Origin of the sequence: Pantoea brenneri, assembly GCF_038594305.1 — a bacterium.
GTDB lineage: Bacteria > Pseudomonadota > Gammaproteobacteria > Enterobacterales > Enterobacteriaceae > Pantoea > Pantoea brenneri.
Window position 1 is genome coordinate 16,413 of record NZ_JBCGBG010000010.1, and the last position, 24,579, is coordinate 40,991.

Below are 24,579 nucleotides of genomic sequence, written 5' to 3' on the forward strand. Positions count from 1 at the left end.
TTAACGGGCGGTTATATTTAAGAAGGAGAGAGTATGTTTCTGGCGGGTGCGATTTTCGTCCTGACCCTGGTGCTGGTTATCTGGCAGCCAAAAGGGCTCAGTATTGGCTGGAGTGCAGTCATCGGTGCGGCCCTGGCGCTCCTGACCGGCGTAGTACAGATTGGGGATATTCCGGTGGTCTGGCAGATTGTCTGGAACGCTACGGCTACCTTTATTGCCGTCATCATCATCAGTCTGCTGCTCGACGAATCCGGCTTTTTTGAGTGGGCGGCGCTGCACGTTTCCCGCTGGGGAGGCGGAAAAGGCCGGCTGCTGTTCACCTATATCGTTCTGCTGGGTGCGGCGGTAGCCGCCCTGTTCGCTAATGACGGGGCGGCGCTTATTCTGACGCCGATCGTCATCGCCATGCTGCTGGCGCTGGGCTTCAGCCCCGGCGCCACGCTGGCGTTTGTGATGGCAGCAGGTTTCATCGCCGACACCTCCAGCCTGCCGCTCATCGTGTCGAACCTGGTGAACATTGTCACGGCGGACTTCTTTAAGCTGGGTTTCAGCGAGTATGCCTCGGTGATGGTGCCGGTAAATATCGCCTCCGTGGCCGCCACGCTGGTGATGCTGCACCTGTTTTTCCGCAGGGACATCCCGGCCACCTACGACCTGACGAAACTGAAGGCGCCGCGTGAGGCCATTCGCGATGCGCGCACTTTTAGAACCGGCTGGATTGTTCTCATCCTGCTACTGGTCGGCTTCTTTGCTCTCGAACCACTCGGCGTGCCGGTAAGCCTGGTGGCAGCGGTGGCGGCGTGTATTCTCTGGCTGGTTGCCCGCAAAGGACACGTGATTGATACCGGCAAGGTGCTGAAAGGCGCGCCTTGGCAGATTGTTATCTTCTCGCTGGGCATGTATCTGGTGGTGTACGGTCTTCGTAACGCCGGCCTGACTGATTACCTTTCTGCCGCCCTGAACCGGTTTGCAGAGCACGGCGTCTGGGGCGCAACGCTCGGCACCGGTTTCCTGACGGCGGCGCTCTCTTCTGTCATGAACAACATGCCTACCGTGCTCGTTGGTGCGCTTTCGATTGACGGCAGCACCGCACAGGGCGTGGTGAAGGAAGCGATGATTTACGCCAACATCATCGGCTGCGACCTCGGCCCGAAAATCACCCCCATCGGCAGCCTCGCTACCCTGCTGTGGCTGCACGTACTGGCGCAAAAAAACATTACTGTCAGCTGGAGCTACTACTTCCGCGTGGGCATCGTGATGACCCTGCCGGTACTTTTTGTGACGCTGGCCGCGCTGGCCCTGCGCCTGTCTGTTTAACCTTAACCCCGGTGTTGCGACTGTGCAGCGCCTTTACGGAGTACCGCTTATGACTGACATCACTATTTACCACAATCCGGCCTGCGGGACGTCGCGTAACACCCTGGCGCTTATCCGCAACAGCGGCGTGGAGCCAACAGTGATTTTGTATCTGGAGACGCCAACATCCCGCGACGAGCTGAAAAAGCTGATAGCAGATATGGGTATCAGCGCACGTGCCCTGCTGCGCAAAAATACAGAGCCCTATGAGCATCTGGGGCTGGCAGAAGACCGGTTCAGCGATGACGAATTGCTGGATGCCATGCTGGCTCACCCCATCCTCATCAACCGCCCGGTGGTTGTGACGCCGCTCGGCACAAGGCTCTGTCGTCCGTCTGAAGCGGTTCTGGATATTCTGCCTGACCCGCAGCAGAAAGCATTTACAAAAGAGGATGGCGAAAAAGTCATTGATGAACACGGAAACCGGATCAGCCACTGATTTTTCAGTACGCTGCCGGCAGGAAGGGAGACGCAAAAACAGAAGCCGGCAGATGCCGGCTTTTTTTCATATGCTGCGCTGATTAACCCGCTCAGACAGCTGCGCGGCACTCTCTTTCCTTTCGCTGTAGCGATCGGTCAGGTAGTCACTGCGACCCCGCGTCAGCAGAGTGAACTTCATCAGCTCCTCCATTACGTCCACGATGCGGTCGTAGTATGGCGAAGGCTTCATGCGACCATCTTCATCAAATTCGGCCCAGGCTTTTGCCACGGATGACTGATTCGGGATAGTGATCATACGCATCCAGCGGCCGAGGATGCGCATCTGGTTGACGGCATTAAACGACTGCGAGCCGCCACTGACCTGCATAACGGCGAGAGTTTTGCCCTGAGAAGGCCGCACCGCCCCCGACGTCAGGGGTATCCAGTCTATCTGCGCCTTCATGATGCCGGTCATGGCGCCGTGCCGTTCCGGCGAGCACCAGACCATGCCTTCAGACCAGAGAACCAGCTCGCGCAGCTCTGCAACTTTCGGATGCGTCTCCGGGGCGTCATCGGGCAGGGGCAGGCCGGACGGGTTAAAAATTTTCACTTCGGCGCCCATTGCCGTCAGCAGCCGGGCCGCCTCTTCCGTAGTTAGACGGCTGTATGAGCGTTCCCGCAGCGAGCCGTAGAGCATCAGGATGCGGGGCGGGTGCGCTACTTCTGCAGCCCTCAGCTTATCTTCAGTCAGCGGCACGTCCAGGAGTGAAGTATCAATATTTTTCAGGATATCGTTCATGTTGTTCACAATGAGGTCTCTTCATGAGTCGTCACGGTTGACAGGCTGCAGCTGCCACCTGCGCAGCATTCTTCTGTCAGAAAGGCCATCAGCTGCTCAAGCTGCGCATAGCAGGGTCTGCAGAACAGGGTACGGCTCTGCCGCTCCTGGCTGACCAGCCCGGCGGACATCAGCGCGGAAATATGATGACTGAGCGTGGAGGGCGGAATACCGAGGCGCTTCTGCAGAACACCGACCGGCAGGCCGTCATGACCCGCTCTCACCAGCTCCCGGTACACGCTGAGACGGGTCGGGTGCCCCAGCTCCCGGAGTGCATTTGCTGCTGTATTTAAATCCATGCGGCCTCCTTTAACTATATTTCTAGAATAAAGGAAATATAGTCAGCGTCAAATATTTTTCCCCGGAATGGATGGCACGTTCTTATCCCGTTTCTGTCCAGCAGAGGAAGGATGGCGACGCCAGATCACTATGGAAATCGCCGTGATGAACAGGGTAAGGATGGCAGATAAAAGCAGCGTTCCGGGTATGCCGTATCGCTCCAGCAGTATGGCGTAAGCTGACGGAGCGAGCGCCGCGAGCAAAAAAGCTGGTGACAGCAGTACGCCTGTTTTACGGGCATACTGCTGCGGATCAAACAGCACAAGAGGTAGTACGGCCTTAACTACCGTACTCAGTCCGTTCACAGCTCCGTAACTCAGAATAAAGATGGCTGTAGCCACTGGGGTAACATTACCCGCAAGGCCGGCCAGAAAGCAAAATGGCAGCATAATGCCAGTAACCAGGCTCAGACGAATCGCTGAAGTACGTGCGCCAGAAGCCACGTCCAGCAGTCTGGCGCTCACCTGTCCCACTCCCCACAACATACCCGCCACGGTGGGCATACCATAAGCGGCCAGTATCTGAGGAAAATGAGCGGACACGCCGGTGGAAACAAAGCTTATCAGCGCTATTAGCGTGGCGTACCACAGGCCGCTGATGAATGCTTTTCGGTCTTCTGCTGTTCCGATCGCCGGAAGAGCGGGCTGCCCGGCAACGGGAGGTTGACTCCGATGCCCTGCCGGAACGGTGGACAAAAAAGCAGGCTGACAATGCCCGCGCAGCCGTAAACGATAATGGCATGCCGCCAGTCGGTAATGTGCAGTAGCGCAGCGCCAGCAGGCCAGAACGCGACTGAAGCGAGACCACCCAGCAGTGTGACCAGGGTAATTGCCCGGCGGGCCCCTGCGCCTGCGGTTTCTACAAGCAGAGCAAATGCGGCATCATACAGTGCAAGTCGCATGCCAGCTCCCATCAGGGGCCAGACGGCAACCCACGATGTTGTTGAATGGGTAAAAGCCATCAAAAAACAACCGATGATGATGGCGAAGGTTCCCGCCATCATCATCGTACGTCCGCCGGTACGGGCTATAAGGGCACCCGCAAGCGGCGAAACAAGGCCCATCACAAGCATGGCAATAGTCAGGCCGGAGAATGTCACAACCGGCGACCAGCCTGTATCCAGCATGATGGCGCTCCCGAAGACTCCCGGCATATAGAATGTGATACCCCAGTTGATAAACTGCGTCATGCCAATGCAGAAAATGGTGCGGCCTGTTAGATACCCGTCAGTCAACCTGTACTCTCCGGAAATGTGGCGTCGCCCTGCCCAAGCGTACGCTGCATGATGACCGTATCAAGCCAGCGTCCGTGCTTGAAGCCCACAGATTTGAGCGTTCCTGTAATGCTGAAGCCTGCCGCACTATGCAGGGCAATAGAGGCGGTGTTTCCGCTGTTGCCAACTACGGCCACAAGCTGGCGAAAGCTACGGGCCTCTGCCCATACGACCGCACTCGATAACAGCTTTTTTCCAATCCCCTTACCCTGAAAGCCAGGGGCAATATATACAGAGTCCTCCAGGGTGAATCTGTAGGCACACCGTTCACGGTAGAGTGACAGGTAGCAGTACCCGCGGATATCGCCGTCCTCAACCGCCACAAACCAGGGCAGTCCTGCTGCCCGCACCTTTTTCAGACGGGCTGTCATTTCAGCCGAATCCGGCGGTTCGGTTTCAAAAGTGGCGGTGCCATGCAATACGTGATAAGCATAAATCTGCTGGATGGCAGGAATATGTCGTTCATCTGCTTCGGTTATTTCCATCGATACGGCTCCTTCTGCGGTCAGAAGCAGAGACTAACCCGAATGAAGAATTTCAGACAGGCAGCAGGACTTATCAGCAGCATAAGGAAATTTTGGGATGGCAAACCTGAATTTCGATCATCTGGCTCCTTTCAGACTGGTTATCAGCCGGGGCAGTTTCTCCGGCGCGGCTGAAGCACTTGGTCTGTCGCAGCCGGCAGTGAGCCTGCAGATAAGACAACTGAAGCAGGCGCTTCAGGTCCGCCTTATCGAGCGAACCAGCCGGGGAGTAAGACCCACGTCTGCCGGGCTGACTCTCGTTGAGCACAGCTTGAAAATTGATGCCGTGGTAAGTACAGCTGTTGAATCAGTGAGTCTGCATTCCGATGAGATAACCGGCACTGTTACTGTCGGCACAGGCGCAACGGCCTGTATTCATCTACTGCCCCCCTTACTGCAGCAACTGCGGCAGGCCCATCCCCTGCTGAAGGTGGACGTACGCACAGGTAACACTTCCGATATTGTGCGGGGCGTGGAGGAAAATCGTATAGATATTGGCCTGGTGACACTGCCAGCCGCAGGTAAAAACCTGAGCATCATCCCGCTGGGTACGGATGAGTTTGTTGTCATCATGGAAAAGGATGCATCAGAGCAGAGCGCGAAAATATGGACTCCGGGCGCCTTGCTGCCGCTGCCGCTGATTATCTTTGAACCGGGAAGCGGGACACGTGCCCTGATTGATCAGTGGTTCCGGGAGACGGGACATATTGCCTGCGCGGTCATGGAGCTTGGCAGTATCGAGGCTATTAAAAGAATGGTCCGTGCAGGTCTTGGTTACAGCATTGTTCCCCGAATGTCCGTTGCATGCATAGAGTAAAGATCGGGGCTCGATCTTTACTCTGTGACGCCCTCTCTTCACCGGACGCTTGGGGCAGTTATGCGGGAGGACCGGATTGTAAGCAGAGGAATCAATGAAGTGCTGAAAAGCCTGCACAGCAGTTTTGCAAAAAACGAAATCAGATAAATATTATTCGATATTTAAACCGGACAGGTCCGATCTACTCTTTCCGGCAAAGTATCATTACAGCGTTTACCAGCTACCAATGTCCGCTCCTGGCACAAAGCGGAGTTTCGTTACCCCAACGCACTTCTTCTTTAATTAACCCAGTCTTCCAGCGCCAGACCCGGAACCCGCTCAAATTCCCGCGTGTTATTTGTCACCAGAATCGCCCCTGTCGCAATCGCGTGCCCGGCGATGGCCGTGTCGTTCGGGCCGATCGGCGTCCCGGCCGCGGCCAGTGCCGCCTTAATCTCCGTGGTGGCATCGACCGCGGCGCGATCCCAGGACAGGACGGCATCGAGGCGGGCGCAGAACGCGTCAACCAGCTGGGCATGCCGTGGCGAGGCCTTCTTGCCGATCGCTCCGAAGCGCATCTCGGCATAGGTGATGGCCGAAACCACAATGCGGTTTCCGCGCAGCACTGCCTGCTCGAGGCGCTTACGAACGGCTTCCGGCTGCTCGCGCATGATGAATGAGCAGATGCAGGTGTCCAGCATATACGTTATGTTCACAGGTCAAATCGTCCTTCGTCGCTGACAACGTCCTCGCGCTCCGCCATAAAATCAGGATCGGCTTTTTCAAGTTCAAAAAATGAGTTCCAGGTCGGCCGGACGGGGCGCAGGATAATGCTGTCTCCTTCCCGGACGATCTCCAGCTCGCTCACCCCCTCAAAATCCAGATCGCGGGGCAGGCGGATGGCGCGGTTATTGCCGTTTTTAAAAATAGAAACTGTGCGCATGGTTTTTCCTCATATGCTGAGTGTGCCAGGGAGTTTTCCCGCATGGGTGCAGTATATGTCTGAAGGACTGATTTGTATAGGTGAAGCATATGCAGATGGTACGTATATGCGTATGTAAAGCATATGCATATGCAAAGTATATGCATATGTACAGCATATGTCTGCTTTCTCTTTTTCCAGCTGAGATCCGGAAAAGGACATAAGCGGATCTGCACTTTTTCTTTTATGAACGGTTGTCTCCCTGTATCCCGTAATTTTTCTGTACCTCTGTGCATTACAAGCCGTTGTTTAACATTCTCAATCGTTTATGCTTTGAGGGTCTGTCAGCACAGCGACAGATACATCGTCCTGCAGGGCATACTGTCCGGGGGACAAAACATCAAAACGATGGAGATTAAGCCTATGGCTTATGTAAATCCTTACCAGAAAGGCGGTAATCAATATGAGTTTAAAATCAGGGGTAAACCTAAACGACGAAGTTAATCAGATTGTTGAAACTTCTTTAAATGCAGGCATGAATGAACAAGACGTGGCAGTTCTCGATAAAATTGGGAAGTTACAGGACGAACAGCTCCAGCGGTACGGAACGACCGTGCCATCAGGAACTGAGGTGTTCCGGCTTCAGCTCGGTAGTCACGGCGGAAGCAGTGTCTTTTTCAATCGTAATGGCGAGGATTGCCGTTACAGTCTTAATGATGGTGAGAATGGCTCCATGTACGTGGCCCAAACTCCTGACACGGCAATGAAGGAAGTGTTTCAGCATAAAAAAGGGCTCAGGGAATCGGATCTCGATAATTACATGATGGGCACCGTAGCTATTGAGAAAGATATCAGGGTCCTTCAGGTCAGTAAGCTGATTAAAGGCAGTGATTTAAGGTTGAATGATGTGACAACCTCAACACGTGCAGTTACTCAGCATCTGGCTGAAAAGGTTCATTCAGCAGGGTTTGAAGGAATGGGGTTTCCATCAAATGTCACCGGTGACCCATGCCTTGTTCTATGGCATGACGATCCGGCTGGAACCGGGCTGGCCACAACCCGGAGCCAGACAAGTCTCAGTCAGTTTGAATATCAGGGTAGGGAAGCGGCCGAAATTCTTGTTTATGATCTGGGAATTCCTGTTGAGGAATAATTGATAAAGGGGGGGGGCAAGCACCCCCTTTCATCAAACTGCGTTCTGTGTGCCGTAGTTGCGAGCCAGCCGGCGTAATTCATTCATGACTTTTTCATCCGGATTACTTTTCAGAACCTCGGCAACGGTAAACGCACGTCCTGCAGGGTTCAGGCCATCCAGGACGGTATTTCTCTGTTCCATAAAGAAAGAATATTTTAGTCGATCACTGAAGCTGCTCAGCATAGGCAGTAGTTCGGCCACACCCCGGAGCACGCCTTTATCCGAGATCCCTTCCTCATTAGTGAACTGAAACACCGGGTAGTAAAACTCACCGTCAATATCAAGGGCAAGTAACTGATTGGTATCTTTCCAGGTCTTAACCGTGGGTTTACTCTTTCCCACTATTTCAGCAGCTTTAGCTGAGTTGTAAACACCGCCATCATTTTCTAGTGTCTGAAAGAAAAGGGCCTTACTGTGTAAACGTCGTTGCTGACGTTTTTTTTCCGGCGTTAGGCTGTTAACAGCGCGATTTTCAAGAAACTTCAGAATGGTATCCATGGTAAAAATTGCGTCGGTCTTCCCCATACTCTCAGGAGCAATCGGCGTTTTACCTGACCTGACTTCCTCTGCCAGATCCTGAAAAAAATTCTGAAGACGCTCTGCAGCAATGCTGTTGTCCATAAAATTATGCATAGTGGAGGAACGATCATTAGCGTTTCGTTTTTGGGTTGGCGTGTTCATAAAACCTCCTTTTCGATTTCATGCTTCAAAGGATACGTTAAATCGTTAAGTTGCGCAAGTTTTGTTCTCACTCCGTCTTTTATAGTTCTTAGCTATTAATCGATTCGATTCTATTGATGCTATTTATTAAAGCATTTTTAGATCCGTTTTCTGTAAGAACCAGATCTGCCTACGTTGATGGTGGTTTTTTGGTCGCCTAACTATATATAGGGGTTCACTCAGCTGCGATGGGTGCAAGATAGGGGATGCAGCAGATAAATGTGGGGAAGCGGAAGGAACTTGAGCCACCATACCTGGCATGTCACGCTTCCGCGAAAGGCATAAATCGGGAAGAAAGCGGATCCCAGTCATGCGGCGTTCCGGTAATTTACATTGGTAATTGTTATCAATATAAGCATTAGCTTACTAATAGTAATAATTAAAAGGAGAATTTTGATGGAACTTTTGCACCCCGACGCTATTGAAGAACTCAGAAAAATGATTGAAGGAATTTATGAAGACGATAAAGTCTGGATAAAAGATATTTCTTCCAGTGACGGAAATGTTCAGCGTGTGGCAGTGAACGGTGACGATGATGTGCTATGTCGCATATCGACTATAAACACACTTAACGAGAATCCCGGCTCCCGTCAGAAGCCAATTATCCAACCTACTGGCGATCCGGAGAAAATGTACAGGAATAAGCCAGGCTTCGACGTAAACACTCTCAGAAAACATGTTCATGCCAACACTCTTCGGGAAGTAGAAACAATTAGAGATAATCTCCCGCCCTGTGAAAATGTTTATGTTCCTCCAGTTAAGCCAACCAATGAAAACGGTGGGAGACTGTAGAGAATGCTTCGTGAAATACTAACCGGCGGGGGGGTAAACTTATCGGCATCACACCCTATCAGCGTGCAGGTGATTAATCAGGGGCCGGGAATTTGGGGCAACGTAGCCACCGGCCTGATCACCGCCGGGGCGGCAATCGTGGCGGTGATGCTGACTCATAAGTTCACTCTTAAGAGAGAGAGGTCTGCGTCAGAAGACAAGCAGAAGCGGGAGCGTGATTTTATCGCCACTGAGCTTGTATTTCTGCTGGAGCAGTTCGCCGAGAGCTGTGCGAGTGTCGCCCGGGATAATGGATTCGAACATGAGCATGCTTTTGCACCTTCTTATCCCCTGCCCGAACTCGACTATGTAGCTGTCACAGGTGACTGGCGCACCCTGCCCGTCCGGCTGATGTACCAGCTCAGGGAGCTGCCGGTTCTTAAAAGTGAATCGGACCGGACTATCGATGCGGCGGATTTTATTGGCCCGGAATACGACGAGTTCTTTGAAGCCCGGCAGTACGAGTACACACGACTCGGCCTGAAAGCAGTAATTCTGGCCCGGCGCCTGCGTAAGCTGACAGGCTTCCCGGATTCCCGTCTAAACGCCACGCCCTGGTCGGCGCAGCGCGTGCTATGGGAAGAATGGCGCCGTGAAAGAAAGAGACGGTCGTTACAGGCTATGCTTCATGCCCGGGCGCTTGCAGCATTTGAAATAAAAAATGACATGAGAAAGAAAGCGGCAGACAACGCTTCCGATTCTGGAGAAAACGTATGAACCACACATTGCTGCCTGCGCTAGCCGGCGGCCAGTTTCAGGCGCAGCAGCTGCCGGTGGCCATCGACTACCCCGCGGCGCTGGCGCTGCGCCATATGGGCCGCGCTGGTCAACGACCTGCCGAAGTACCTGCTGGCACCGGAGGTCAGCGCCCTGCTCTACTTCATGCCCGACCTGCGGCGCAAGATGCTGTTCACCACGCTGTGGAACACCGGCGCGCGCATCAGCGAAGCGCTGGCGCTGACGCGGGGGGACTTTCTGCTGCGTCAGCAGTACCCGTTCGTGCAACTGGCCACGCTCAAGCAGCGGGAGGATAAGGCGGAGCGCCGGGCCGGACGTCGCGCCGCCGGCGTCGTGCCTCACAGCCTGGTGCCGCTCTCCGACGCGCAGTACGTGACGCAACTGGAGATGATGATCGCGACCCTGCGCATACCAATTGACCGCAGAAGCGAAAAGACGGGCCGCTCGGAGCGGGTGCGGCTGTGGGAAATTACCGACCGCACGGCGCGCACCTGGCTGAACGAGGCAGTGGAGGCCGCGGCGTCAGAGGGGGTAACGTTCTCCATTCCCGTCACCCTGCACACCTTCCGGCACAGCTACGCCATGCACATGCTGTACGCCGGCACGCCGCTCAAGGCGCTGCAGAGCTTGCTGGGACGCAAGAGTGTCAAGTCTACCGAGATATACACGCGGATGTTTGCGCTGGACGTGGCGGCCCGGCACCGGGTGCAGTTTCAGATGGCGGGAACTGATGCTGTGGCTATGCTCAAGAACAACAGCACCTGACTGTATGTGAGAAAAAAACAGCAACTATTTAATGGTTTCGGGCGTGCAGGATTTACTTTCACGTCTGGAGTTTACATACCTGATTAAGTACGCAGTAAGCATAAGAACTTCCCCTCATCCAAGCCATATTAAATGCCTCATTTGAGGGTCGGGAGCGTTTGGGATTTTCAATCCTGGACGCGACGGACCGGCCAACCGCAGGGCGGCAGGCCGTTCTAAGCTTGGTAAAGGAGAGTTAAAGCTGCTCCCAGTCCGGCAGACATTTGGCTTTTCGGCGCCTTCGTATAATACTCGCCATGATGAGCCCAAATAACAGGCCGGCAGCCAGCGCTGTTATTACGCTGGCCAGCGGGCTGTACCCCCGTGATTGCCATGTGATAAACCACATCATCCCTCCCCAGAACACAGCATAGTAGCCGCCCAGCAGGATCAGGTTGCTCCAAAAACTGGCAAAAAGTGCCGGCCGCTTCTTTATGCCCAGCCACCACAGTAGCCGATAGGTAGCAGGGATACGCTGGCTTCTGCGCAGGCCGGTTGCAGCCATCAGCGCATAGGCCTTTTTTCTTTTCCGCTTAAATTCTGCATCTTTCACTCAGTAAACCTCCCTTTAAACTGTACACCAGACCTTATAACCATACGCATAAGCACTGGAACGGCAACCCTTTATTCAATCAGCTTTTCCTGTGACAAGTACGTTCATCAGTCCCAGGTCTGAATACACATAGCGCAGCAGCTGCAGGCCGGCGAAAAATACCGCCGTGTTCAGAAAGGGCAGCAGCCACAGACTCATGTTATGCATGGCAATACCGGCAAGCGGCGGCATGATAAGCGCGCTTACGCCTGTGGCCACAAACACGGCCGTCAGGTTTCGCCCGCGGGCAAAGCGCCCTTTTTCCCGCGTCACCAGCTGCGGATGCAGCAGCAGGGTCACCGGCATCATGCCCGGGCGAGTTTTCATCTCCCGGATGCGCGCTGTTTCAGCGTCCGCCAAGCGATGCGTCGCTGAAAAATCCTCAATGAAGGCGTCCACGACACCCTGCACTGCTTCGCTGCAGCGAGGCTCACCGCCCCCCTTACTCCAGCGGCGAAGCAGCGCCCCTTTCGCCCGGAACTCAGGCAGCCAGGCCATCAGCATCATCAGGGAAACGGCCACGGTGGCCGCAATCAGCAGTAATGTCATAAGGTTTACTCCAGGGTTTTTTGAGGTTTATGGCCAAAATCCGGCTCAGGTTCGCTGCGCTCATGGCGCATCACGTTCACTTCATCATTCATCATTGCGCGATCGGCGCGCTCCGGCGTCATGTCGTAGTCGCGATAATCAAATGCCTCCTCCTGCAGCTCTTCCAGCGCCGCTGCCAGTGCGGCTTCGTGTTCGCGGTCTTTGTCTTCCGGTGCCTCCCTTCCTTCATCCTGCACCGCAAGCTCCGGCTCTTTCTCCTCCTGACCCAGCGCGGCTTTAACGGCTTTCTCCAGCGCCTCGGCTTCGCGACGGTCCAGCTCTTCTCCTCCGGATGCAGCTGCGGTTGCAGACGCCGCGCCGCGGCTGTTTTCCGGACGTTCACTGTGGTCAGTAGTGAGCACCACCGGGCGCTCCGGGTTGTCCTTCATCAGTTGCATCGCCTCTGCGATATCCGCGGCTTCCAGCACCTTCCCGTGCTTTTCACCGCGCTGCAGCACGATGCGGCTGCCGTCCGCTGCCCCTTCATAGTGGGCGGACGAAAAGTCCACCTCTCCGCTTGAGGGGGACACCGGAACGTGCCAGTTCCCGCGCTGCCGGCCGTGCTCGTTGATAACCGGCCACAGCATTTCCGGCGTTTTTCCGGCCATAAAGCGCGCGTCCGCCGTGAGGTCCTGATCGACCCGGTCCGCCAGGCGCGTGCCGGATACCGGCAGGCTTTTGTCCCACGTCTGCATTTCCCGATCAGCGCGCACGTCCTCTGCCCGCATCAGCACGTCATGCACCGTCTGGCGCCGCCCGCTTTTACTCTCCACCTTCGCCGCCCAGCCGGACAGGTTGTCGAAGTAGGTCTGAACGTGCTCCTTTGCCCTTGAGAGTTCTACGTAGGTACTGTCCAGCGCCGCCATCCGCCCTCTGGCGCCCTCTTCGCCAAACAGGCCGATGAGATACTTCACGGACGCGCCCTGCGAGCTGTAGGTAGTGACGGCGTAGCCGTAATCAATGTGACGGTCGGCGTACTGTGCGGCCGGCTCAAAAGACAGCTGGCGATCGCCGGTATCGAGCGTAATTTTTCCGCCCTCCGTTATGCCTGTGACCACTGCCGTGTCGCTGGCACGCACATTGCGGTCGCGGTCCGTTGCCGTCAGACGGATTTTCTCGCCGGCGCTGATTTCCCGCTCCACCTCCTTAAATACCGCCACCTCCTCCTTGCGTAGTTCGGCGGGGCGTATCCAGCGATCGGCCGTGCCGTCGAGCCCTTCCATGCGCACCACGCCGCTTTCCGCGTCGGTTTCGCCTACCCGGAAATACTGCTCGCCCCGGCGCACCACGTTGCCGGTCTGCTCTGCCCAGAATGTCTGCCGGCCCAGATCGGCATTGCTGTTGTTGACTCGTACCAGCAACGGCACCGTGACGCTGTCACCCAGCGCACCCTGCGCCTGCAGCCGGGCGTGTACCTCGCTGTTTATAGCCTCGCGGTCAGCGTTCAGCTCAGCCACGATAAGGGTATTGTCCCGCGCCTCCGGCGTCCGGCCAGCATAGTCGTCGGCAATCATCCCGATCAGGTCGGGTTTTTCGGCCTTCCCGCCAGCGCCATCAGGCCCGGCCATCTTCTGCGCCAGGCTGCTGCCGTCCATTGCGCTGTTCTCCGGAACGTATGCGCCCGGCTGCCCCCGGGATAACGCTGACGTTCTCAGCGGTGGCGCCCGTGACCGGCATGACGAAGAAGGCGGGCGTGCCCTGAATGCCGAGGCTGCGGGCCAGCTGGTTGTTTTTCTCCAGCGCCGCGCCCATCGCCTCGACCTCTTCTTTCGGCGTCGTGGTCACGCCCGCCTTCACCGCCGCCTGGCGGATGTCTTCATTCAGCAGCTTCCCTTCGTTGTGGCCGGTCGCGTAGAGCGCAGCGTGGTAGCGGTGGTACGCCTCTGCGCCGCCTTTCCTGTACACAGACAGGCCAACTTTTGCCGCCTGTACCGACGCGGGCCAGCGGCTGCCGAAGATTGGCCATTCCTTATAGATGAAGCGCACGTTCGGATTCTGGCTGATGAACTGCTCCACGGTCGGGGCGACCTTCGCGCAGTAGATGCACTGGTAGTCAAAGAACTGGATGACCGCGACGTCGCCCTTCGGGTGCAGCACCGGTGAGGTCGGATCGTTCAGCAGCCCGTCCTGCTCCTTCAGCGCCGCGCCGGCGGCGGAGGCCATCTGTTTTTCCTGCGACTGCGCCTGCAGCTTCTGGCTCATTTCAATCAGGATTTCCGGATGGGCGCGCAGGTAGTCTGCTGCGATTTCGCCGATCTGCGCCTTCTGCGCATCGCTAAAGGCGTCGTCAGCGGCAATCGCGTGACCGGTCAGGATCAGCGTCAGGGCGGCGGCGAGGATGTGCTTTTTCATGTCTGGCTCCGTTAGCGGTCGGGAAGACCGAATTCAGTAATAAGGAAGAGTTTTTTTCCGGGCGCCTGCTTCACCTCTGCAGGCACCTGCGTGATGCCGAACTTTTTCGTGATGCTGCCGGTCTGGTCGAAGTAGACCCGGCTGCCGAGGGCCTCTGCGCTGTCGCGCACGTTGCCGTTAACGAGAATGACGCGTGAGGTCATGGTGTGCGGCACCTGCTGCTTCACCCAGGCAATCTGCCGGTCGTCATCGGCGTCGATGAAGTACAGCGTTTCGTCAAACACCGGAATGACGTCAAACGGGTTCACCACCTGGCCTTTATGCGCAAACACCACGCCGTTCTGGTCGGCAATGTCTCGCTGCACCGTGAACGACGGATCAAACAGGCGGCTGTGCGTCTCGCGCGCCGTAGTGAGTCCCGCCACCGGCGGCGGGCGCATCGCCTCGTCCTCGGCCTTTTTCTGCATGTCCCGCTCGATGTCGGCCTGCGACCGGCCGGCAAAATGCTCTTTCAGGTTGTCTTTCAGGACCGCGATCAGGTTGCGCTCGCGGATGTCCCAGGTATCGCCGTACGTGCCCAGCTCAGCCGCGCCCGCCTGCAGGCTGAGCATGGCGAGCAGCGCGCCGGCGACTGCGCGCGCCAGCGGAGTTGCATGTATCATCGGGAGGCTCCCGTTGGGGTGATCGGACAGGGTTACTGCTGCGGGTTACCGGCCTTCATCAGCTCGGCGAGGCGCGCCTGAATCTCCGGCGTGGCGTCCGGCAGGCCGGTGACCACGGCGGGGCTCACCAGAATGGCCGCACCGTGTTCGCTGGCATATTCCGCCGTTGCGGTGGTGACGCTGCGGTCAAAGCGGGTCAGCAGCGCCTTACGCTGGTCGTCAGTCAGGTCCAGCTTCGCGGTCTGGCGGATAAGCGCGTTGGTCGTGCCCTTCATGTCAAAGGTGACCAGCGCTGGCGGCTTCAGCCAGAGGAACCAGGCGGCCGCGCATGCGGCCACGCTCAGCGCAACCGACAGGCCGCAGCCCGCCACAAGGTGTTTGGTATTCAAAGTTGCATCTCCCGCAGCATGTGGATGATGTCGCGCTTGTGCGCGTCGTTGTCGGCCATCTCAAACAGGATGTCCTTGATGTCAGCGCCCTCGCGCAGGCGCTTCTCACGATAGGTAAAGTCCTCGCCTTTGGAGGAGAACAGCCCGTCACTCAAAGGGTCGAGAATGAGGCGGTGGAAGCTGGAGAATTCCCCCACGCTCAGCAGAAACGAGCTGTAGCGCGCCTTTTTCGCCGGCGGGAACTTCCTGATCATCTCCCACTCCAGCTCGTTAAACGCGTGCGGCTCCTCCTTCTGGAAGGTGGTGAACGACTTGGCGTCCTGCATACAGGTAAACTTGAACGAGCTGTTGTCGTAGGCCGCGAGTGCCGCCGTGGACAGGTTTTTATCGCGTATCGCCTGGGTCACCGTACCGTAGGAGCCGTTGTGACGGCGGGCGGTGCGGTAGCCCTCCTCGATGAAGTCTTTAATCTTGGTGCTCGACCCGCCCAGCAGCTTCCAGCCCTCGTCGATGATGTTCATCTTCCGCATGCTGCGCGGCGTGGTGTACATCATGTTCTCGTTCCAGATCATGATGCTGAACAGCACCGCTGACAGCAGGTCCTGCTGCTTGCGCAGGTCGCCCAGCTCGGTGACCACGAACTGCAGGTCAGGCTTCAGGGTCGGCTCTGAGGAGTTAAAGAACTTCCCGTAGATGCCTGTGGTGCTGTACTTGCCGAGCAGGGTGGTGATTTCATCAATGCGCCCGCCAATCTGCGAGGAGTGTTCGCGGCTAATGGCGGCCTGCCTCTTCTTCAGGTAGTCAATGACGTGGTCAATACGCATGTCCTGCTCATAGGTCGGCCACGATTCGGTGATGGCCTCCAGGATCATGGACTCGTGCACCTCGTCCAGCAGGCCGTTAGGGCTCGCCAGAATGCAGAGCTGATCGCGGATGCGCTCGGCCGCAAGCGTAATGTCGGTGACGTTCGCAAACGGGTTAAAGCGCAGGGAATCACCGTTGATGTAGGTGCCGCCGAGGCTGCTGCACGCCGCCTTGTAAGAGTCCCCGATGTCCTGCACCGCCACCGTCCCGCCCTTGTCCAGCACCGAGCGCGCGATGGAGTTCGCCAGTACCGACTTGCCCGCGCCTGATGTACCGGACATAAACCAGTTGAAGTTGGTGTTCGGCAGGCTCTCGTCAAACACGTCGATAAAGGCAACCTGGTTGCGGTAGCTCGGGATAAGAATGCCCGAGGCGCACAGCTTGTTGTCGCCGATGACCGGCATCAGGTTCACCGCGTGAAACGACTCCGAGCGCTGAATGCCGCCGGTTTTGCGGCAGTCATCACGCAGCTTTTTATTCACCATCGCAAACGGCAGCGTGGCCAGAAGGTTGCGCAGCTGCATGAAGTCGGCGCGCACGAAGCGCAGCCCCTGCGCGGCGAAGGCGTTGCGCGTCTTTTCGGTGTAGCGCGACGTCAGGTCATCGTCGTCCGGGCAACCGTCCAGGCACGCCCGAGGCAAATTGAGCCGTCCTGCCAGTAGGTGCCGAAAATCGGATCGTCTTCGGGATATTCGATTCGCCCGTCGACTTCCACGCTGAACGGTTTCATGCCTTCGGCGGCTGATGCCAGAAAACGCTCGCGATTTGCCGCCGCGCGACTAGTGAACACCGTTAACGCAGGAAGCGCGCCTGAAAAGATTTCCCGCCAGAATTCGCTATAACTCGCCAACGACTCAACCGAGCACACCATATCGAGTACTGACTGGGTGGTGATCGCACCCATGCTTTCAAGGCGCTGGACAATTTCGGGGGCAGTTTGCGGACAGAGGTACTGATCTTCGATTTGGTCACTATCCATTTCGGCTTCAATGCGGTCCAGGGCCTGATACATCAGCAATTCACCCTCTATTTTCGCCAGAGCCACCAGCAGGTCAATTTTGCGCGCAATCCAGAGGTTTTCAGGGCTTTTCACCCATGTTTTGGGAGATTCTGGCGTGGCGGTTTTGACGTTGTGTGTGTTCATGGCATTTCTCCTGTCTCTGTGAGGGTTCATGTTTCGGTCGATCCAGTCGCGGCAAAGGGCCAAGTAGCAATGACAGGCAGGCAGTACAAGGGCGCCTCCGGCGTGCATTTCACCCTTGTACTGAATGAATGGCAGTGCTACGAAAAGCCCTCCGCGCCTGGGTTGACCGGAACAGCCTCACCAAACGGGAAGAGGACATGAACACACCCCGGACGGCTTTGCCGGACCGGGCCTTAGCGGCCACGTCTGTCTGTGGCCAGTGAACGCGCTGGCATCAGCCAGCTGCAGGGGTTGACCTTGCCGTTGCCATCAGACCCCAGCCGTCAGGCCCGAAACGCATCTTTTCGCGGTTCGGCGAAGCTTACCGGCCTGCCGGTTAGCGCAGTCGGGCTGACGACCCGGCTTGCCGGGGAGCCGAAGGGGGCCATGTGTCTTGAGTTATGACTGACAATGAGACAGGAAGGCATAACCAGAACCAGGGGAATGCGCCAGCGATATCTCTTAAAACGGCGTTGAAGCGGTAATAAGGAAAAGAGAGCAAATATGAAAGAACAGGCTGCCGGGATAAGGAAGCTGCGGAGAGGGATGCGCGGTGCGTCAGCACCGCCTTTCTCTGGGCCCGAAGGCCCGCAAGATTTCAACGGCGGCGGAACATCTGCACAGCCATCAGCAGCAGGCAGACACCCAACGCCGCAAAATCGATCATAGCGGCTGAATCATACGTAACGGTTACGGCATAAGCCTAATCACCGGCCTCTGATAGCCTGTATTCATTGTCCGAAAAAGCCGCCGCTCTCCCGTTCGGATCTGGTGTGCCGGGGACAAACTCCCGAACACGCAGGCGGCAACACATAATGAGCGCCATCAACGCAAAGGCGAGCCCTCCTGTTCTTCGCTGATAAGCACAAAATAGCGGTGCCGCTGATCCAGCAGGTATTCACGCGTCTGTTCGCTTATCCATGGTCGCGCCGCTTCTGCGGTATAAAGGTTGTAAGAACGGCATTCCGCTTCGGTCATGACGTGACCGGTCCAGGTCACATAGCCTGCTTTGAGCGGATTCTTTAGCGCCTCCGCCAGTCGTTTCTGCGTAGTCATGGCTGTCTCCCGTTGCCCCCGCAGCGCACCGCGGGGGATCGCTGTTTACCCTTGCAGGCGTGAATAATGCCAGTGGCAGAACGGGCTCAGTTCATCCGCTTCAGGCAGGTTCGCCCGTGCATATTTTTCCAGGCCATCATGCTCTGACCAGAACAGCTCCAGCGCGCTCACGGTTAACACGCCGCTGACCTGATAGACATTGGTGGTCTGAAACTCGCTGTTTTCCGGGTATGTCTCCTCGCCGAGGGGATTGGCTGAATGCACGATCCGCGTTTGATAGGTATCGGGGGCGGCTCCCGCCTTGGATGCGAAAACCGTGACGGTGACCTGTAGCTGCTCCAGCGGCTTAATCAGCAGCAGATCGGTTGAGGACGCATACTTGCCCGTGTCATAAATCGCTTTGTCACGCGTAAACGTGGCGGCTGCCAGGTATTCAAGCTGCATGGCAAAATCGGTGCGCAGCGCGGCGCTGTTGACGTTAAAATCGGGCCGGTTGATAACGAAAAGATGGCGGCGCAGGCTGCGACGAATGGCATCAAAATCAACACCGCTGGGCTGAGTCTCTTTAACTGGCATAACGGGAGCTGTCATGGTGAAATCCTTCATGTGGTTTGCTCAATAAAGGGCGCAACCGCGCCCCTGCTGCGTTCAGTTCTGCTGCCAGCGATGGGTGATCATGCCGGGCATCAGTCGGTATCCCACGTCGTACTCCAGCACCGCGACGGGCCATTTATCGCGCAGGTAAATCCGCAGCCCTTCCGGCTCGTCGGTGGGTTCATGGATAACACTGCACATGCCGAGTTCTTCCCACGGCACCGCGCTGAATCCGGCAAAGGTTCCCGCTTCGCAGATGTACGCATACAGATCCGCAAACTGCGCCGCTGTCAGGTCCTGCAACGGCTCCTGCCCTGTCCCACTGGCGGACAGGTTTACATCCTGTGTCGGCTGTGCGACGATTCGGTTATCAAACATGTCGTTACTCCTTCGTGATTGATGTGACCAATAAGAGTTGCCGCTCGAACCGGTCGTTAAGAGAGCAGGCTTTCGCCTGCTTTTTTAATGCGCGATTTCCCCCGCCATCGCCAGCACGGCACCCAGCACCAGATCCGCGTGTTTTTTCCAGGCATAGTCCCGGCACTCGAAATAGCGTCCGCGAATATGCGCGAAAATGTGCGTCACCTTCCCGGAATACATTTCACAACACTTGAACGTCTCGCCTGCGGGTGAGGACTGCCAGTCCAGCGGCGTCAGCACGGTCAGCTGATCCATCCAGCGCGCTTCACTCACCTCCTCCCACGGCCTGAACAGACGTGTACAGAACAGGGCATCTGCCTCGGATTCGGTCATCAATGCCATGTCGGCGTACTGCACCTGCAACTCCTCCAGCGTTTCAAAACTGAACACGGACACGGTGCTCCCGTCATTCAGCGTGATCGCCTCACTGAAAATCGTGCCGGTATCGATGCGCACGAACACCCGCTCCTCAGCCTGTGTGCTCCTGCCCTTAACCCATGTTTTGGAAGATTCTGAAGCGGCGACGTTGATGTTTTGTGTGTGCATGCTGGTGCTCCTGTCAGGTGATTAATTCATGTTTCGGTGAGTTCCTCGCGGCAAAGGGCTGAGAAGCACGGGCAGGCGGCAGTGACCAGGGCGCCTCCGGCGTGCATTTCACCCTGGTGACTGACGAATGACTGTGCTTGGCTTCGCCCGACGCGTGGACCGACCGCAACATGACCACCGCACCTGAAATGAGCAGGCACACACCCGACCGCAAGGCGGGCGTCCCTAGCGGCCACGTCTGTTTGTGGCCAGTGAACGCGCGGGCCCATGCCCGCTGCAGGGGTTGACCTTGTTGTTGCCATCAGACCCCAGCCGCAGGCCCGAAACGCGCCTGTGCGGTTCGGCGAAGCTTACCGGCCTGCCGGTTAGCGCAGTCGGGCTGACGACCCGGCCTGCCGGGGAGCCGAAGGGGGCCATACGACATGGCAGGTTTGATCATCGGTGTACCAGACCAGGCAACGAGTGAGAGAAGATAGATGGAAAGGAAGGTAAAAAAAGAAGCGAAGCAAGCACGCGATAAGTTTGTACTCACGATAACGGCTATACAGTCACGGGCATTACCGTCAGCAGTCTCTATAGTTAATAAAGATGATCCAACCGACATCCCATACAGAGAGAGCAAGCATGGAGCCTTCCTATTACTGCTACCTGACCCCGACCAGCTCGGGAGGTGCCATGCTTCACATGAAGGGATGCGCAAAACTCGACAATAAAGATTCCCGCATTTTCCTGGGGTCTGTGTACATATCCTACCAGGCGCTCAGCCTGGCAAGACGTTACACTCTTGATGTATCTATGTGCCCGTATTGCATGGTGAAATAGCTGCATCACCCGTCCGATACCGGCCCGAATGTGCTCAGCATGTCCGGCAGTGATACGCGCATTGTGAGCCCTGCCAACTCCGGACCGCAGCTGCAGAAAACGCTCTGAACCGCCTATACGATTCAGACGATTCAGACGATTCAGACGATTCAGGATGACGAATTCTGTGCCGGAAAAGGCGGTATGTTGTCCTCCGCGTTTTTTACGGTAGCGTCCCATGACCACCATCCGTCGGCGCCGAACTCCTTGTTATAGATTTCGGTTTTCACCGCACGCCGCGCGCTGTACTCATCCGTGTTCATGCCAAACACTTCCATCGGCACGGACTCTTTGCCATCCACGTCCGTCAGGACAAAATCCGGCAAGGTGTCTTCCTCAGCATCAAAGCGTAGCGGCTTGATAAAGCTTCGCTCCTCTTCACACAGGCGGGCTTCGATAATCGCCTCATAACCTGAGTCCACCGGGATAAAGCGCGGCGTAACGCGCATCAGCGCGATCCCGATGACCTCCGCTTCCCTGATGGGAACATTATGGCCGTTTATCCTCTCAAAGCGCAGCGTGGGAGGCTCCGTTTCAACGATGGCAACCACCTTATGCCCCGCCTTCCAGGCATTGAGTTCGGATCCGAAACTGCGCTCACAGGCTCTCAAGGTATTGGGGGACACGTTAAGCGTCGGGAACCCGATCGGACTTGAAAGGCTCAGGCGCCCCGCCTGCAGCGCGGTGTAGCCATCTTTCGCGTCCGCTTTCAGCAGGGCGATGGCCATCAGACGCTTTTTGTTCTCCGTCGCATAGCGTACCCGCTGCTGGTTGGCCTGCTTCTGGGTCCCCTCACCCGCGGCGCTGACGAGCAGCACGTCGGCAAGGGTCAGCCTGCTGACGCGGATGTTCTGCGCCATGCCGCTGATCCGGCTGGCCAGCCACAGCGCATTGCGCGGCCGGTTCTTCACGTACTGCGGCTTCCAGGTGTTGATTTCAGCCTGCTGCCAGATAAAGTGCCCCAGCCCCAGCAGGCTCATGGAGGGTTTGGATTTACCCGTGCGCGGGTGTCTTGCCGGATTCACATCAGATATGGGTTTGTCGGTACCGTTTTGCCGCGAAAGCCCGACCGGCAAAGTGATGCTGAACGTGCCGTCATCATTGACCCTGACGACGCTTGATAAATAGGCACCTGCCGACGTGTCATCGGGCCAGACCGAGTAAAAGCGACAGTCATGCCGGTGCTGGCCGCCACTGTGTTTCCAGCCTGAAAGGCTGTAGCGGTCTGAATCTTTCAGGTAGCGAACTACCAGCCTGCGAAGGGTCAGATCGTCTGGCTTGCCTTTGCAGAGGCAGGTCACTCTGGCTTCCACTTTATTCGCGTACGCATCCCCGAGCTTCTTGCGCCAGTCGCTGTCGTAATCGAGCTGCTCATGAGGCTGAAAAATCCCACCCTGAGGCAACCCGGTTATCTGCGCACTGAACGTTGTTCCTTTGCCCATCTCATCCTCCTTCAATAACGCTCTGATAAGGTTAACCTGTTTTATGTTTTAAGTGGGCCAGACGCAAACGATAATGCTCAGGCAGACCGCATGACTGCCCCACCACCGTCACGTTGCCTGTCGCCATCAGACCGCAGCCGCCAGGCCCGAAACGCAGCCCTTCGCGGTTCGGCGAAGCTTGCCGGTTTACCGGTTAGCGCAGTCGGGCTGACGACCCGGCCTGCCGGGGAGCCGAAGGGGGCCATGCACATCACGCGTCAACACGCGCTCATCGCACAATGCTCACAATAAAACACGCAGAAACCAGGTAAACAGACCTGCCGCATTACCTCAACCTCTTCAAAACCCGTGCAGCCGGTTTAGCTAATCACTGAAAAGAGCGCTTGCTATCCATAGTGGATAGTGACTCAGCAGGTTACAGGACGGCGGACGGAAACGGCCGGTGCGTCAGCACCGGGCACTCCCGGGCCCGCAGGGCCGCCCGCCTTTCCGGCGTACCCACAGGCAATGGCAGGGCCAGACCCGGTCCCGCCACCTTACAGTCCGATGTTCTCATCCAACTCGGCGAGATAGTGCATTTCCGCCATGCCCACCAGCGAGGCAAACGTCACCTCCCCGCCGGTGATTTCCTCCTGTTCACACAGGTGCATCAGGTTGGCAATCAGATCCTGAACGGCGGTAACGGAATACGGTATCCAGGGACCACTCTCATTTTCCTCCCGCGTCGGTCAGCTTAAGGTTGATGTGGAAGAGGATGGCTATCTGCTCGATTTGCCGTGCATACCTCCCGAGGAAATGGCGCAGTTGCCGGAAATCATCTGCCCGATATTCCGCGATCAAGCTCAGTTCTGGTTCCGTAATTTTGAAAACATCTTTGTGGTGCTGAGCGGAGAAGACGCGGTCAGGGCATGTCAGCCCGATTTGCACCTGCTTGCCGGACTGGGCCCAACAGGCGTGGTAGTTACAGGTCAGGGGGCGGGGAGTGAGTACGATTTTGTCTCGCGCTACTTCGCACCGGGCGCTGGCATTCCGGAAGATCCGGTGACAGGTTCCATACATGCCACCCTGGTCCCATACTGGGCAGAAAAGCTGGAAAAAAATCGACTGTCTGCATGGCAGGCATCGCTCAGAGGCGGTCATCTTATTTGTGAGCTTAAGGAAGATCGGGTCGTTATTGAAGGTAAGGCGGTTACGTTCATGAGGGCGGAGATTTACGTCCCGGTCTGACCAATAATGTCTGGGCCGGTCATCAGGACCAGACATTATCCTGCAGTTCAGCAAACAGAAGAGCGCTAAGCGCTCTTTTATATTGCTACAGCGGCTGCAAACGGCGTAGTAACTGGCATTATTTACGTCAGCTCCAGACTGGATATCACGTGCTTCAGCTCAGCAAGCTGATCTGCCCGCAGAGGTAACAGTGGACGAGGCAGGCAGTTATCATCAGCCAGGCCAAGCAGACCAGCTGCTGCTGACATGACCCTGAAACTGCCACCGTGCTGACCAAAAAGTGCCCAGAGTGGGCTGAGGCGTTCGTGATGTTTCCGTACGGCTTCGTAGTCACCCGCCGCCGCCGCTTCGGTGATCCTTTTTGCCTCAACCGGAAATAAGCCGCCACACACCGAATACCAGACTTCACAGCCGGCAATCAGACCTGTTGAGGCCGAGCTGTCACCGCTGATGCCGATTGTTACATCCGCAGGCAGCCTGTCGCGCAGGTTTCTGACCCGGGCAGAGGCAGCCTCAGCATCTGCGGGAACGCCTGGAATCTTGATCGAATGTACCGCAGGCAGAGCTGCGATTTTTCCGTGCAGCTCATCTGAGAAAGTAAAATGGGTTGTGCCCGGGTTGTCGTAGACGCAAAGAGGCACCGATACGTGGCGGTCGACCGTTTCGCACAGGCCGTACACCTCGTCATCATGCAGCGCCTGATATGAGACCGGTGGCAGCAGCAGCGCACTGGCTCCGGCCGTCTGGGCGTCATCGGCCAGCCGCAGCACTTCATTTGTGCTAACTGCACCTACACACACCATCACCGGTATGTCTCCGGCATTCTCTACGGCCAGTCTGGCAATACGCCCGCGTTCTTCACGCGTCATATAAGCGTAGCTGCCCGTCGAGCCAAGCACGCCGATAGAATCAACCTTCGCATCGGTCAGCCTCTGCAGTATTTTCAGAAAACCTCTCTCATCAGGGGTGCCGGCTGTGAACGGGGTAAGCGGAAACGCGCTGAGACCTTTGAACGTAACTTATCCTTTTTGATCCGGCTTAAAGCCG

At 56.7% G+C, this 24,579-nt stretch carries 27 protein-coding genes and 3 pseudogenes; 8 read left to right on the top strand and 22 right to left on the bottom strand.

Going from position 1 to position 24,579, the window contains the following annotated elements; all coding sequences use genetic code 11:
* The first annotated feature begins 33 nt into the window (after window positions 1-33).
* Window positions 34-1,317: an arsenic transporter gene (locus AABB92_RS21920; protein ID WP_046289579.1), complete on the top strand. Its 1,284-nt coding sequence runs from the start codon at window positions 34-36 to the stop codon at window positions 1,315-1,317.
* A gap of 49 nt (window positions 1,318-1,366) precedes the next feature.
* On the top strand, window positions 1,367-1,795 hold the full coding sequence (arsC, locus tag AABB92_RS21925; protein ID WP_031374858.1) for a glutaredoxin-dependent arsenate reductase: 429 nt from the start codon (window positions 1,367-1,369) through the stop codon (window positions 1,793-1,795).
* 66 nt (window positions 1,796-1,861) lie between these two features.
* On the opposite strand, the gene arsH is transcribed toward arsC, so the two are convergent.
* The 5 genes from arsH to AABB92_RS21950 form a co-directional block, all read right to left on the bottom strand.
* Complete coding sequence (gene arsH / locus AABB92_RS21930; RefSeq protein ID WP_031374857.1) at window positions 1,862-2,575, bottom strand: arsenical resistance protein ArsH; 714 nt, start codon at window positions 2,573-2,575, stop codon at window positions 1,862-1,864.
* A 5-nt stretch (window positions 2,576-2,580) separates the two neighbouring features.
* Window positions 2,581-2,913, bottom strand: a complete 333-nt coding sequence (locus tag AABB92_RS21935) for an ArsR/SmtB family transcription factor (RefSeq protein ID WP_007749362.1) — start codon at window positions 2,911-2,913, stop codon at window positions 2,581-2,583.
* A 48-nt stretch (window positions 2,914-2,961) separates the two neighbouring features.
* A complete protein-coding gene (locus AABB92_RS21940) occupies window positions 2,962-3,417 on the bottom strand; it encodes an MFS transporter (RefSeq protein ID WP_238585885.1) in 456 nt (151 codons plus the stop codon).
* Between the two features lie 107 nt (window positions 3,418-3,524).
* Entirely contained in the window at window positions 3,525-4,079 is a 555-nt protein-coding gene (locus AABB92_RS21945) for an MFS transporter (protein WP_342560941.1), read from the bottom strand.
* A gap of 104 nt (window positions 4,080-4,183) precedes the next feature.
* A complete protein-coding gene (locus AABB92_RS21950; RefSeq protein ID WP_031374856.1) occupies window positions 4,184-4,711 on the bottom strand; it encodes a GNAT family N-acetyltransferase in 528 nt (175 codons plus the stop codon).
* Window positions 4,712-4,808: 97 nt separating this feature from the next.
* On the opposite strand from AABB92_RS21950, the pseudogene AABB92_RS21955 reads away from it, so the two are divergent.
* Window positions 4,809-5,714: pseudogene (locus AABB92_RS21955) on the top strand (LysR family transcriptional regulator).
* Between the two features lie 131 nt (window positions 5,715-5,845).
* Here AABB92_RS21955 and AABB92_RS21960 read toward each other — a convergent pair.
* Complete coding sequence (locus tag AABB92_RS21960) at window positions 5,846-6,262, bottom strand: type II toxin-antitoxin system VapC family toxin (protein ID WP_046289578.1); 417 nt, start codon at window positions 6,260-6,262, stop codon at window positions 5,846-5,848.
* On the bottom strand, window positions 6,259-6,489 hold the full coding sequence (vapB, locus tag AABB92_RS21965; protein ID WP_031378113.1) for a type II toxin-antitoxin system VapB family antitoxin: 231 nt from the start codon (window positions 6,487-6,489) through the stop codon (window positions 6,259-6,261). Before vapB ends, AABB92_RS21960 begins: the two co-directional genes overlap by 4 nt.
* 442 nt (window positions 6,490-6,931) lie before the next feature.
* Between vapB and AABB92_RS21970 the strand changes: the two genes are divergently transcribed.
* The gene (locus AABB92_RS21970) at window positions 6,932-7,621 is read left to right on the top strand and encodes an RES family NAD+ phosphorylase (RefSeq protein ID WP_046289577.1); all 690 of its coding nucleotides are present in this window, start codon (window positions 6,932-6,934) and stop codon (window positions 7,619-7,621) included.
* Between the two features lie 33 nt (window positions 7,622-7,654).
* Here the strand turns inward: AABB92_RS21970 and AABB92_RS21975 are convergent, their stop codons facing one another.
* Window positions 7,655-8,344, bottom strand: coding sequence for a hypothetical protein (locus tag AABB92_RS21975; protein WP_031378115.1), 690 nt, complete (start codon window positions 8,342-8,344; stop codon window positions 7,655-7,657).
* Window positions 8,345-8,779: 435 nt separating this feature from the next.
* Here AABB92_RS21975 and AABB92_RS21980 point away from each other — a divergent pair, with 435 nt between their 5' ends.
* The 3 genes and pseudogenes from AABB92_RS21980 (at window position 8,780) to AABB92_RS21990 (ending at window position 10,717) form a co-directional block, all read left to right on the top strand.
* Entirely contained in the window at window positions 8,780-9,175 is a 396-nt protein-coding gene (locus AABB92_RS21980; RefSeq protein WP_031378116.1) for a hypothetical protein, read from the top strand.
* A gap of 3 nt (window positions 9,176-9,178) precedes the next feature.
* Window positions 9,179-9,931, top strand: a complete 753-nt coding sequence (locus AABB92_RS21985; protein WP_046289576.1) for a hypothetical protein — start codon at window positions 9,179-9,181, stop codon at window positions 9,929-9,931.
* Between the two features lie 8 nt (window positions 9,932-9,939).
* Window positions 9,940-10,717, top strand: a pseudogene (locus AABB92_RS21990) (tyrosine-type recombinase/integrase).
* Between the two features lie 235 nt (window positions 10,718-10,952).
* Here AABB92_RS21990 and AABB92_RS21995 read toward each other — a convergent pair.
* From AABB92_RS21995 to AABB92_RS22055, 13 genes are all read right to left on the bottom strand, one after another.
* Window positions 10,953-11,309: a DUF6404 family protein gene (locus AABB92_RS21995; protein WP_039390083.1), complete on the bottom strand. Its 357-nt coding sequence runs from the start codon at window positions 11,307-11,309 to the stop codon at window positions 10,953-10,955.
* A 75-nt stretch (window positions 11,310-11,384) separates the two neighbouring features.
* Entirely contained in the window at window positions 11,385-11,897 is a 513-nt protein-coding gene (locus AABB92_RS22000) for a hypothetical protein (RefSeq protein WP_031378242.1), read from the bottom strand.
* 5 nt (window positions 11,898-11,902) lie between these two features.
* Complete coding sequence (locus tag AABB92_RS22005) at window positions 11,903-13,531, bottom strand: conjugative transfer relaxase/helicase TraI domain-containing protein (RefSeq protein WP_052720717.1); 1,629 nt, start codon at window positions 13,529-13,531, stop codon at window positions 11,903-11,905.
* Window positions 13,491-14,288: a DsbA family protein gene (locus tag AABB92_RS22010; RefSeq protein ID WP_046289575.1), complete on the bottom strand. Its 798-nt coding sequence runs from the start codon at window positions 14,286-14,288 to the stop codon at window positions 13,491-13,493. The genes AABB92_RS22005 and AABB92_RS22010 overlap by 41 nt, the downstream gene beginning before the upstream one ends.
* An 11-nt stretch (window positions 14,289-14,299) precedes the next feature.
* On the bottom strand, window positions 14,300-14,950 hold the full coding sequence (gene traW / locus AABB92_RS22015; protein WP_046289574.1) for a type-F conjugative transfer system protein TraW: 651 nt from the start codon (window positions 14,948-14,950) through the stop codon (window positions 14,300-14,302).
* A 32-nt stretch (window positions 14,951-14,982) separates the two neighbouring features.
* A complete protein-coding gene (locus tag AABB92_RS22020) occupies window positions 14,983-15,339 on the bottom strand; it encodes a TrbI F-type domain-containing protein (RefSeq protein WP_031378071.1) in 357 nt (118 codons plus the stop codon).
* Complete coding sequence (locus AABB92_RS22025; protein ID WP_052720714.1) at window positions 15,336-16,844, bottom strand: TraG/VirB4 family ATPase; 1,509 nt, start codon at window positions 16,842-16,844, stop codon at window positions 15,336-15,338. Before AABB92_RS22025 ends, AABB92_RS22020 begins: the two co-directional genes overlap by 4 nt.
* The gene (locus tag AABB92_RS22030) at window positions 16,799-17,347 is read right to left on the bottom strand and encodes a hypothetical protein (RefSeq protein WP_031378069.1); all 549 of its coding nucleotides are present in this window, start codon (window positions 17,345-17,347) and stop codon (window positions 16,799-16,801) included. The genes AABB92_RS22025 and AABB92_RS22030 overlap by 46 nt, the downstream gene beginning before the upstream one ends.
* Window positions 17,348-18,211: 864 nt before the next feature.
* Window positions 18,212-18,442: a hypothetical protein gene (locus AABB92_RS22035; protein WP_031378068.1), complete on the bottom strand. Its 231-nt coding sequence runs from the start codon at window positions 18,440-18,442 to the stop codon at window positions 18,212-18,214.
* Window positions 18,443-18,487: 45 nt separating this feature from the next.
* Window positions 18,488-19,033 (bottom strand): hypothetical protein, encoded by a 546-nt coding sequence (locus tag AABB92_RS22040; RefSeq protein ID WP_152610019.1) that lies wholly within the window; start codon window positions 19,031-19,033, stop codon window positions 18,488-18,490.
* A gap of 57 nt (window positions 19,034-19,090) precedes the next feature.
* The gene (locus AABB92_RS22045; protein WP_031378066.1) at window positions 19,091-19,414 is read right to left on the bottom strand and encodes a hypothetical protein; all 324 of its coding nucleotides are present in this window, start codon (window positions 19,412-19,414) and stop codon (window positions 19,091-19,093) included.
* An 84-nt stretch (window positions 19,415-19,498) separates the two neighbouring features.
* Window positions 19,499-20,002, bottom strand: a complete 504-nt coding sequence (locus tag AABB92_RS22050; protein WP_052259260.1) for a hypothetical protein — start codon at window positions 20,000-20,002, stop codon at window positions 19,499-19,501.
* A 971-nt stretch (window positions 20,003-20,973) separates the two neighbouring features.
* Window positions 20,974-22,305, bottom strand: coding sequence for a DUF1173 family protein (locus AABB92_RS22055; protein ID WP_039390131.1), 1,332 nt, complete (start codon window positions 22,303-22,305; stop codon window positions 20,974-20,976).
* Window positions 22,306-23,049: 744 nt separating this feature from the next.
* Here AABB92_RS22055 and AABB92_RS22060 point away from each other — a divergent pair.
* Window positions 23,050-23,532, top strand: a complete 483-nt coding sequence (locus tag AABB92_RS22060) for a PhzF family phenazine biosynthesis protein (protein ID WP_238585884.1) — start codon at window positions 23,050-23,052, stop codon at window positions 23,530-23,532.
* A gap of 122 nt (window positions 23,533-23,654) precedes the next feature.
* Here AABB92_RS22060 and AABB92_RS22065 read toward each other — a convergent pair.
* Window positions 23,655-24,545, bottom strand: a pseudogene (locus AABB92_RS22065) (dihydrodipicolinate synthase family protein); the annotation flags it as partial.
* Window positions 24,546-24,579 lie beyond the last annotated feature (34 nt).

What these genes read in the sequence shown, in the direction of transcription:
- AABB92_RS21975 (WP_031378115.1), bottom strand. Translation starts at nt 8,344, where the DNA reads ATGAACACGCCAACCCAAAAACGAAACGCTAATGATCGTTCCTCCACT.
- AABB92_RS22045 (WP_031378066.1), bottom strand. Translation starts at nt 19,414, where the DNA reads ATGTTTGATAACCGAATCGTCGCACAGCCGACACAGGATGTAAACCTG.
- AABB92_RS22050 (WP_052259260.1), bottom strand. Translation starts at nt 20,002, where the DNA reads ATGCACACACAAAACATCAACGTCGCCGCTTCAGAATCTTCCAAAACA.
- AABB92_RS22005 (WP_052720717.1), bottom strand. Translation starts at nt 13,531, where the DNA reads ATGGACGGCAGCAGCCTGGCGCAGAAGATGGCCGGGCCTGATGGCGCT.
- vapB (WP_031378113.1), bottom strand. Translation starts at nt 6,489, where the DNA reads ATGCGCACAGTTTCTATTTTTAAAAACGGCAATAACCGCGCCATCCGC.
- AABB92_RS22010 (WP_046289575.1), bottom strand. Translation starts at nt 14,288, where the DNA reads ATGAAAAAGCACATCCTCGCCGCCGCCCTGACGCTGATCCTGACCGGT.
- AABB92_RS22055 (WP_039390131.1), bottom strand. Translation starts at nt 22,305, where the DNA reads ATGGGCAAAGGAACAACGTTCAGTGCGCAGATAACCGGGTTGCCTCAG.
- AABB92_RS21935 (WP_007749362.1), bottom strand. Translation starts at nt 2,913, where the DNA reads ATGGATTTAAATACAGCAGCAAATGCACTCCGGGAGCTGGGGCACCCG.
- AABB92_RS22035 (WP_031378068.1), bottom strand. Translation starts at nt 18,442, where the DNA reads ATGACTACGCAGAAACGACTGGCGGAGGCGCTAAAGAATCCGCTCAAA.
- arsC (WP_031374858.1), top strand. Translation starts at nt 1,367, where the DNA reads ATGACTGACATCACTATTTACCACAATCCGGCCTGCGGGACGTCGCGT.
- AABB92_RS21950 (WP_031374856.1), bottom strand. Translation starts at nt 4,711, where the DNA reads ATGGAAATAACCGAAGCAGATGAACGACATATTCCTGCCATCCAGCAG.
- AABB92_RS21945 (WP_342560941.1), bottom strand. Translation starts at nt 4,079, where the DNA reads ATGCTGGATACAGGCTGGTCGCCGGTTGTGACATTCTCCGGCCTGACT.
- arsH (WP_031374857.1), bottom strand. Translation starts at nt 2,575, where the DNA reads ATGAACGATATCCTGAAAAATATTGATACTTCACTCCTGGACGTGCCG.
- AABB92_RS21970 (WP_046289577.1), top strand. Translation starts at nt 6,932, where the DNA reads ATGAGTTTAAAATCAGGGGTAAACCTAAACGACGAAGTTAATCAGATT.
- AABB92_RS21920 (WP_046289579.1), top strand. Translation starts at nt 34, where the DNA reads ATGTTTCTGGCGGGTGCGATTTTCGTCCTGACCCTGGTGCTGGTTATC.
- traW (WP_046289574.1), bottom strand. Translation starts at nt 14,950, where the DNA reads ATGATACATGCAACTCCGCTGGCGCGCGCAGTCGCCGGCGCGCTGCTC.
- AABB92_RS21980 (WP_031378116.1), top strand. Translation starts at nt 8,780, where the DNA reads ATGGAACTTTTGCACCCCGACGCTATTGAAGAACTCAGAAAAATGATT.
- AABB92_RS22030 (WP_031378069.1), bottom strand. Translation starts at nt 17,347, where the DNA reads ATGAACACACACAACGTCAAAACCGCCACGCCAGAATCTCCCAAAACA.
- AABB92_RS22040 (WP_152610019.1), bottom strand. Translation starts at nt 19,033, where the DNA reads ATGACAGCTCCCGTTATGCCAGTTAAAGAGACTCAGCCCAGCGGTGTT.
- AABB92_RS22000 (WP_031378242.1), bottom strand. Translation starts at nt 11,897, where the DNA reads ATGACATTACTGCTGATTGCGGCCACCGTGGCCGTTTCCCTGATGATG.
- AABB92_RS21985 (WP_046289576.1), top strand. Translation starts at nt 9,179, where the DNA reads ATGCTTCGTGAAATACTAACCGGCGGGGGGGTAAACTTATCGGCATCA.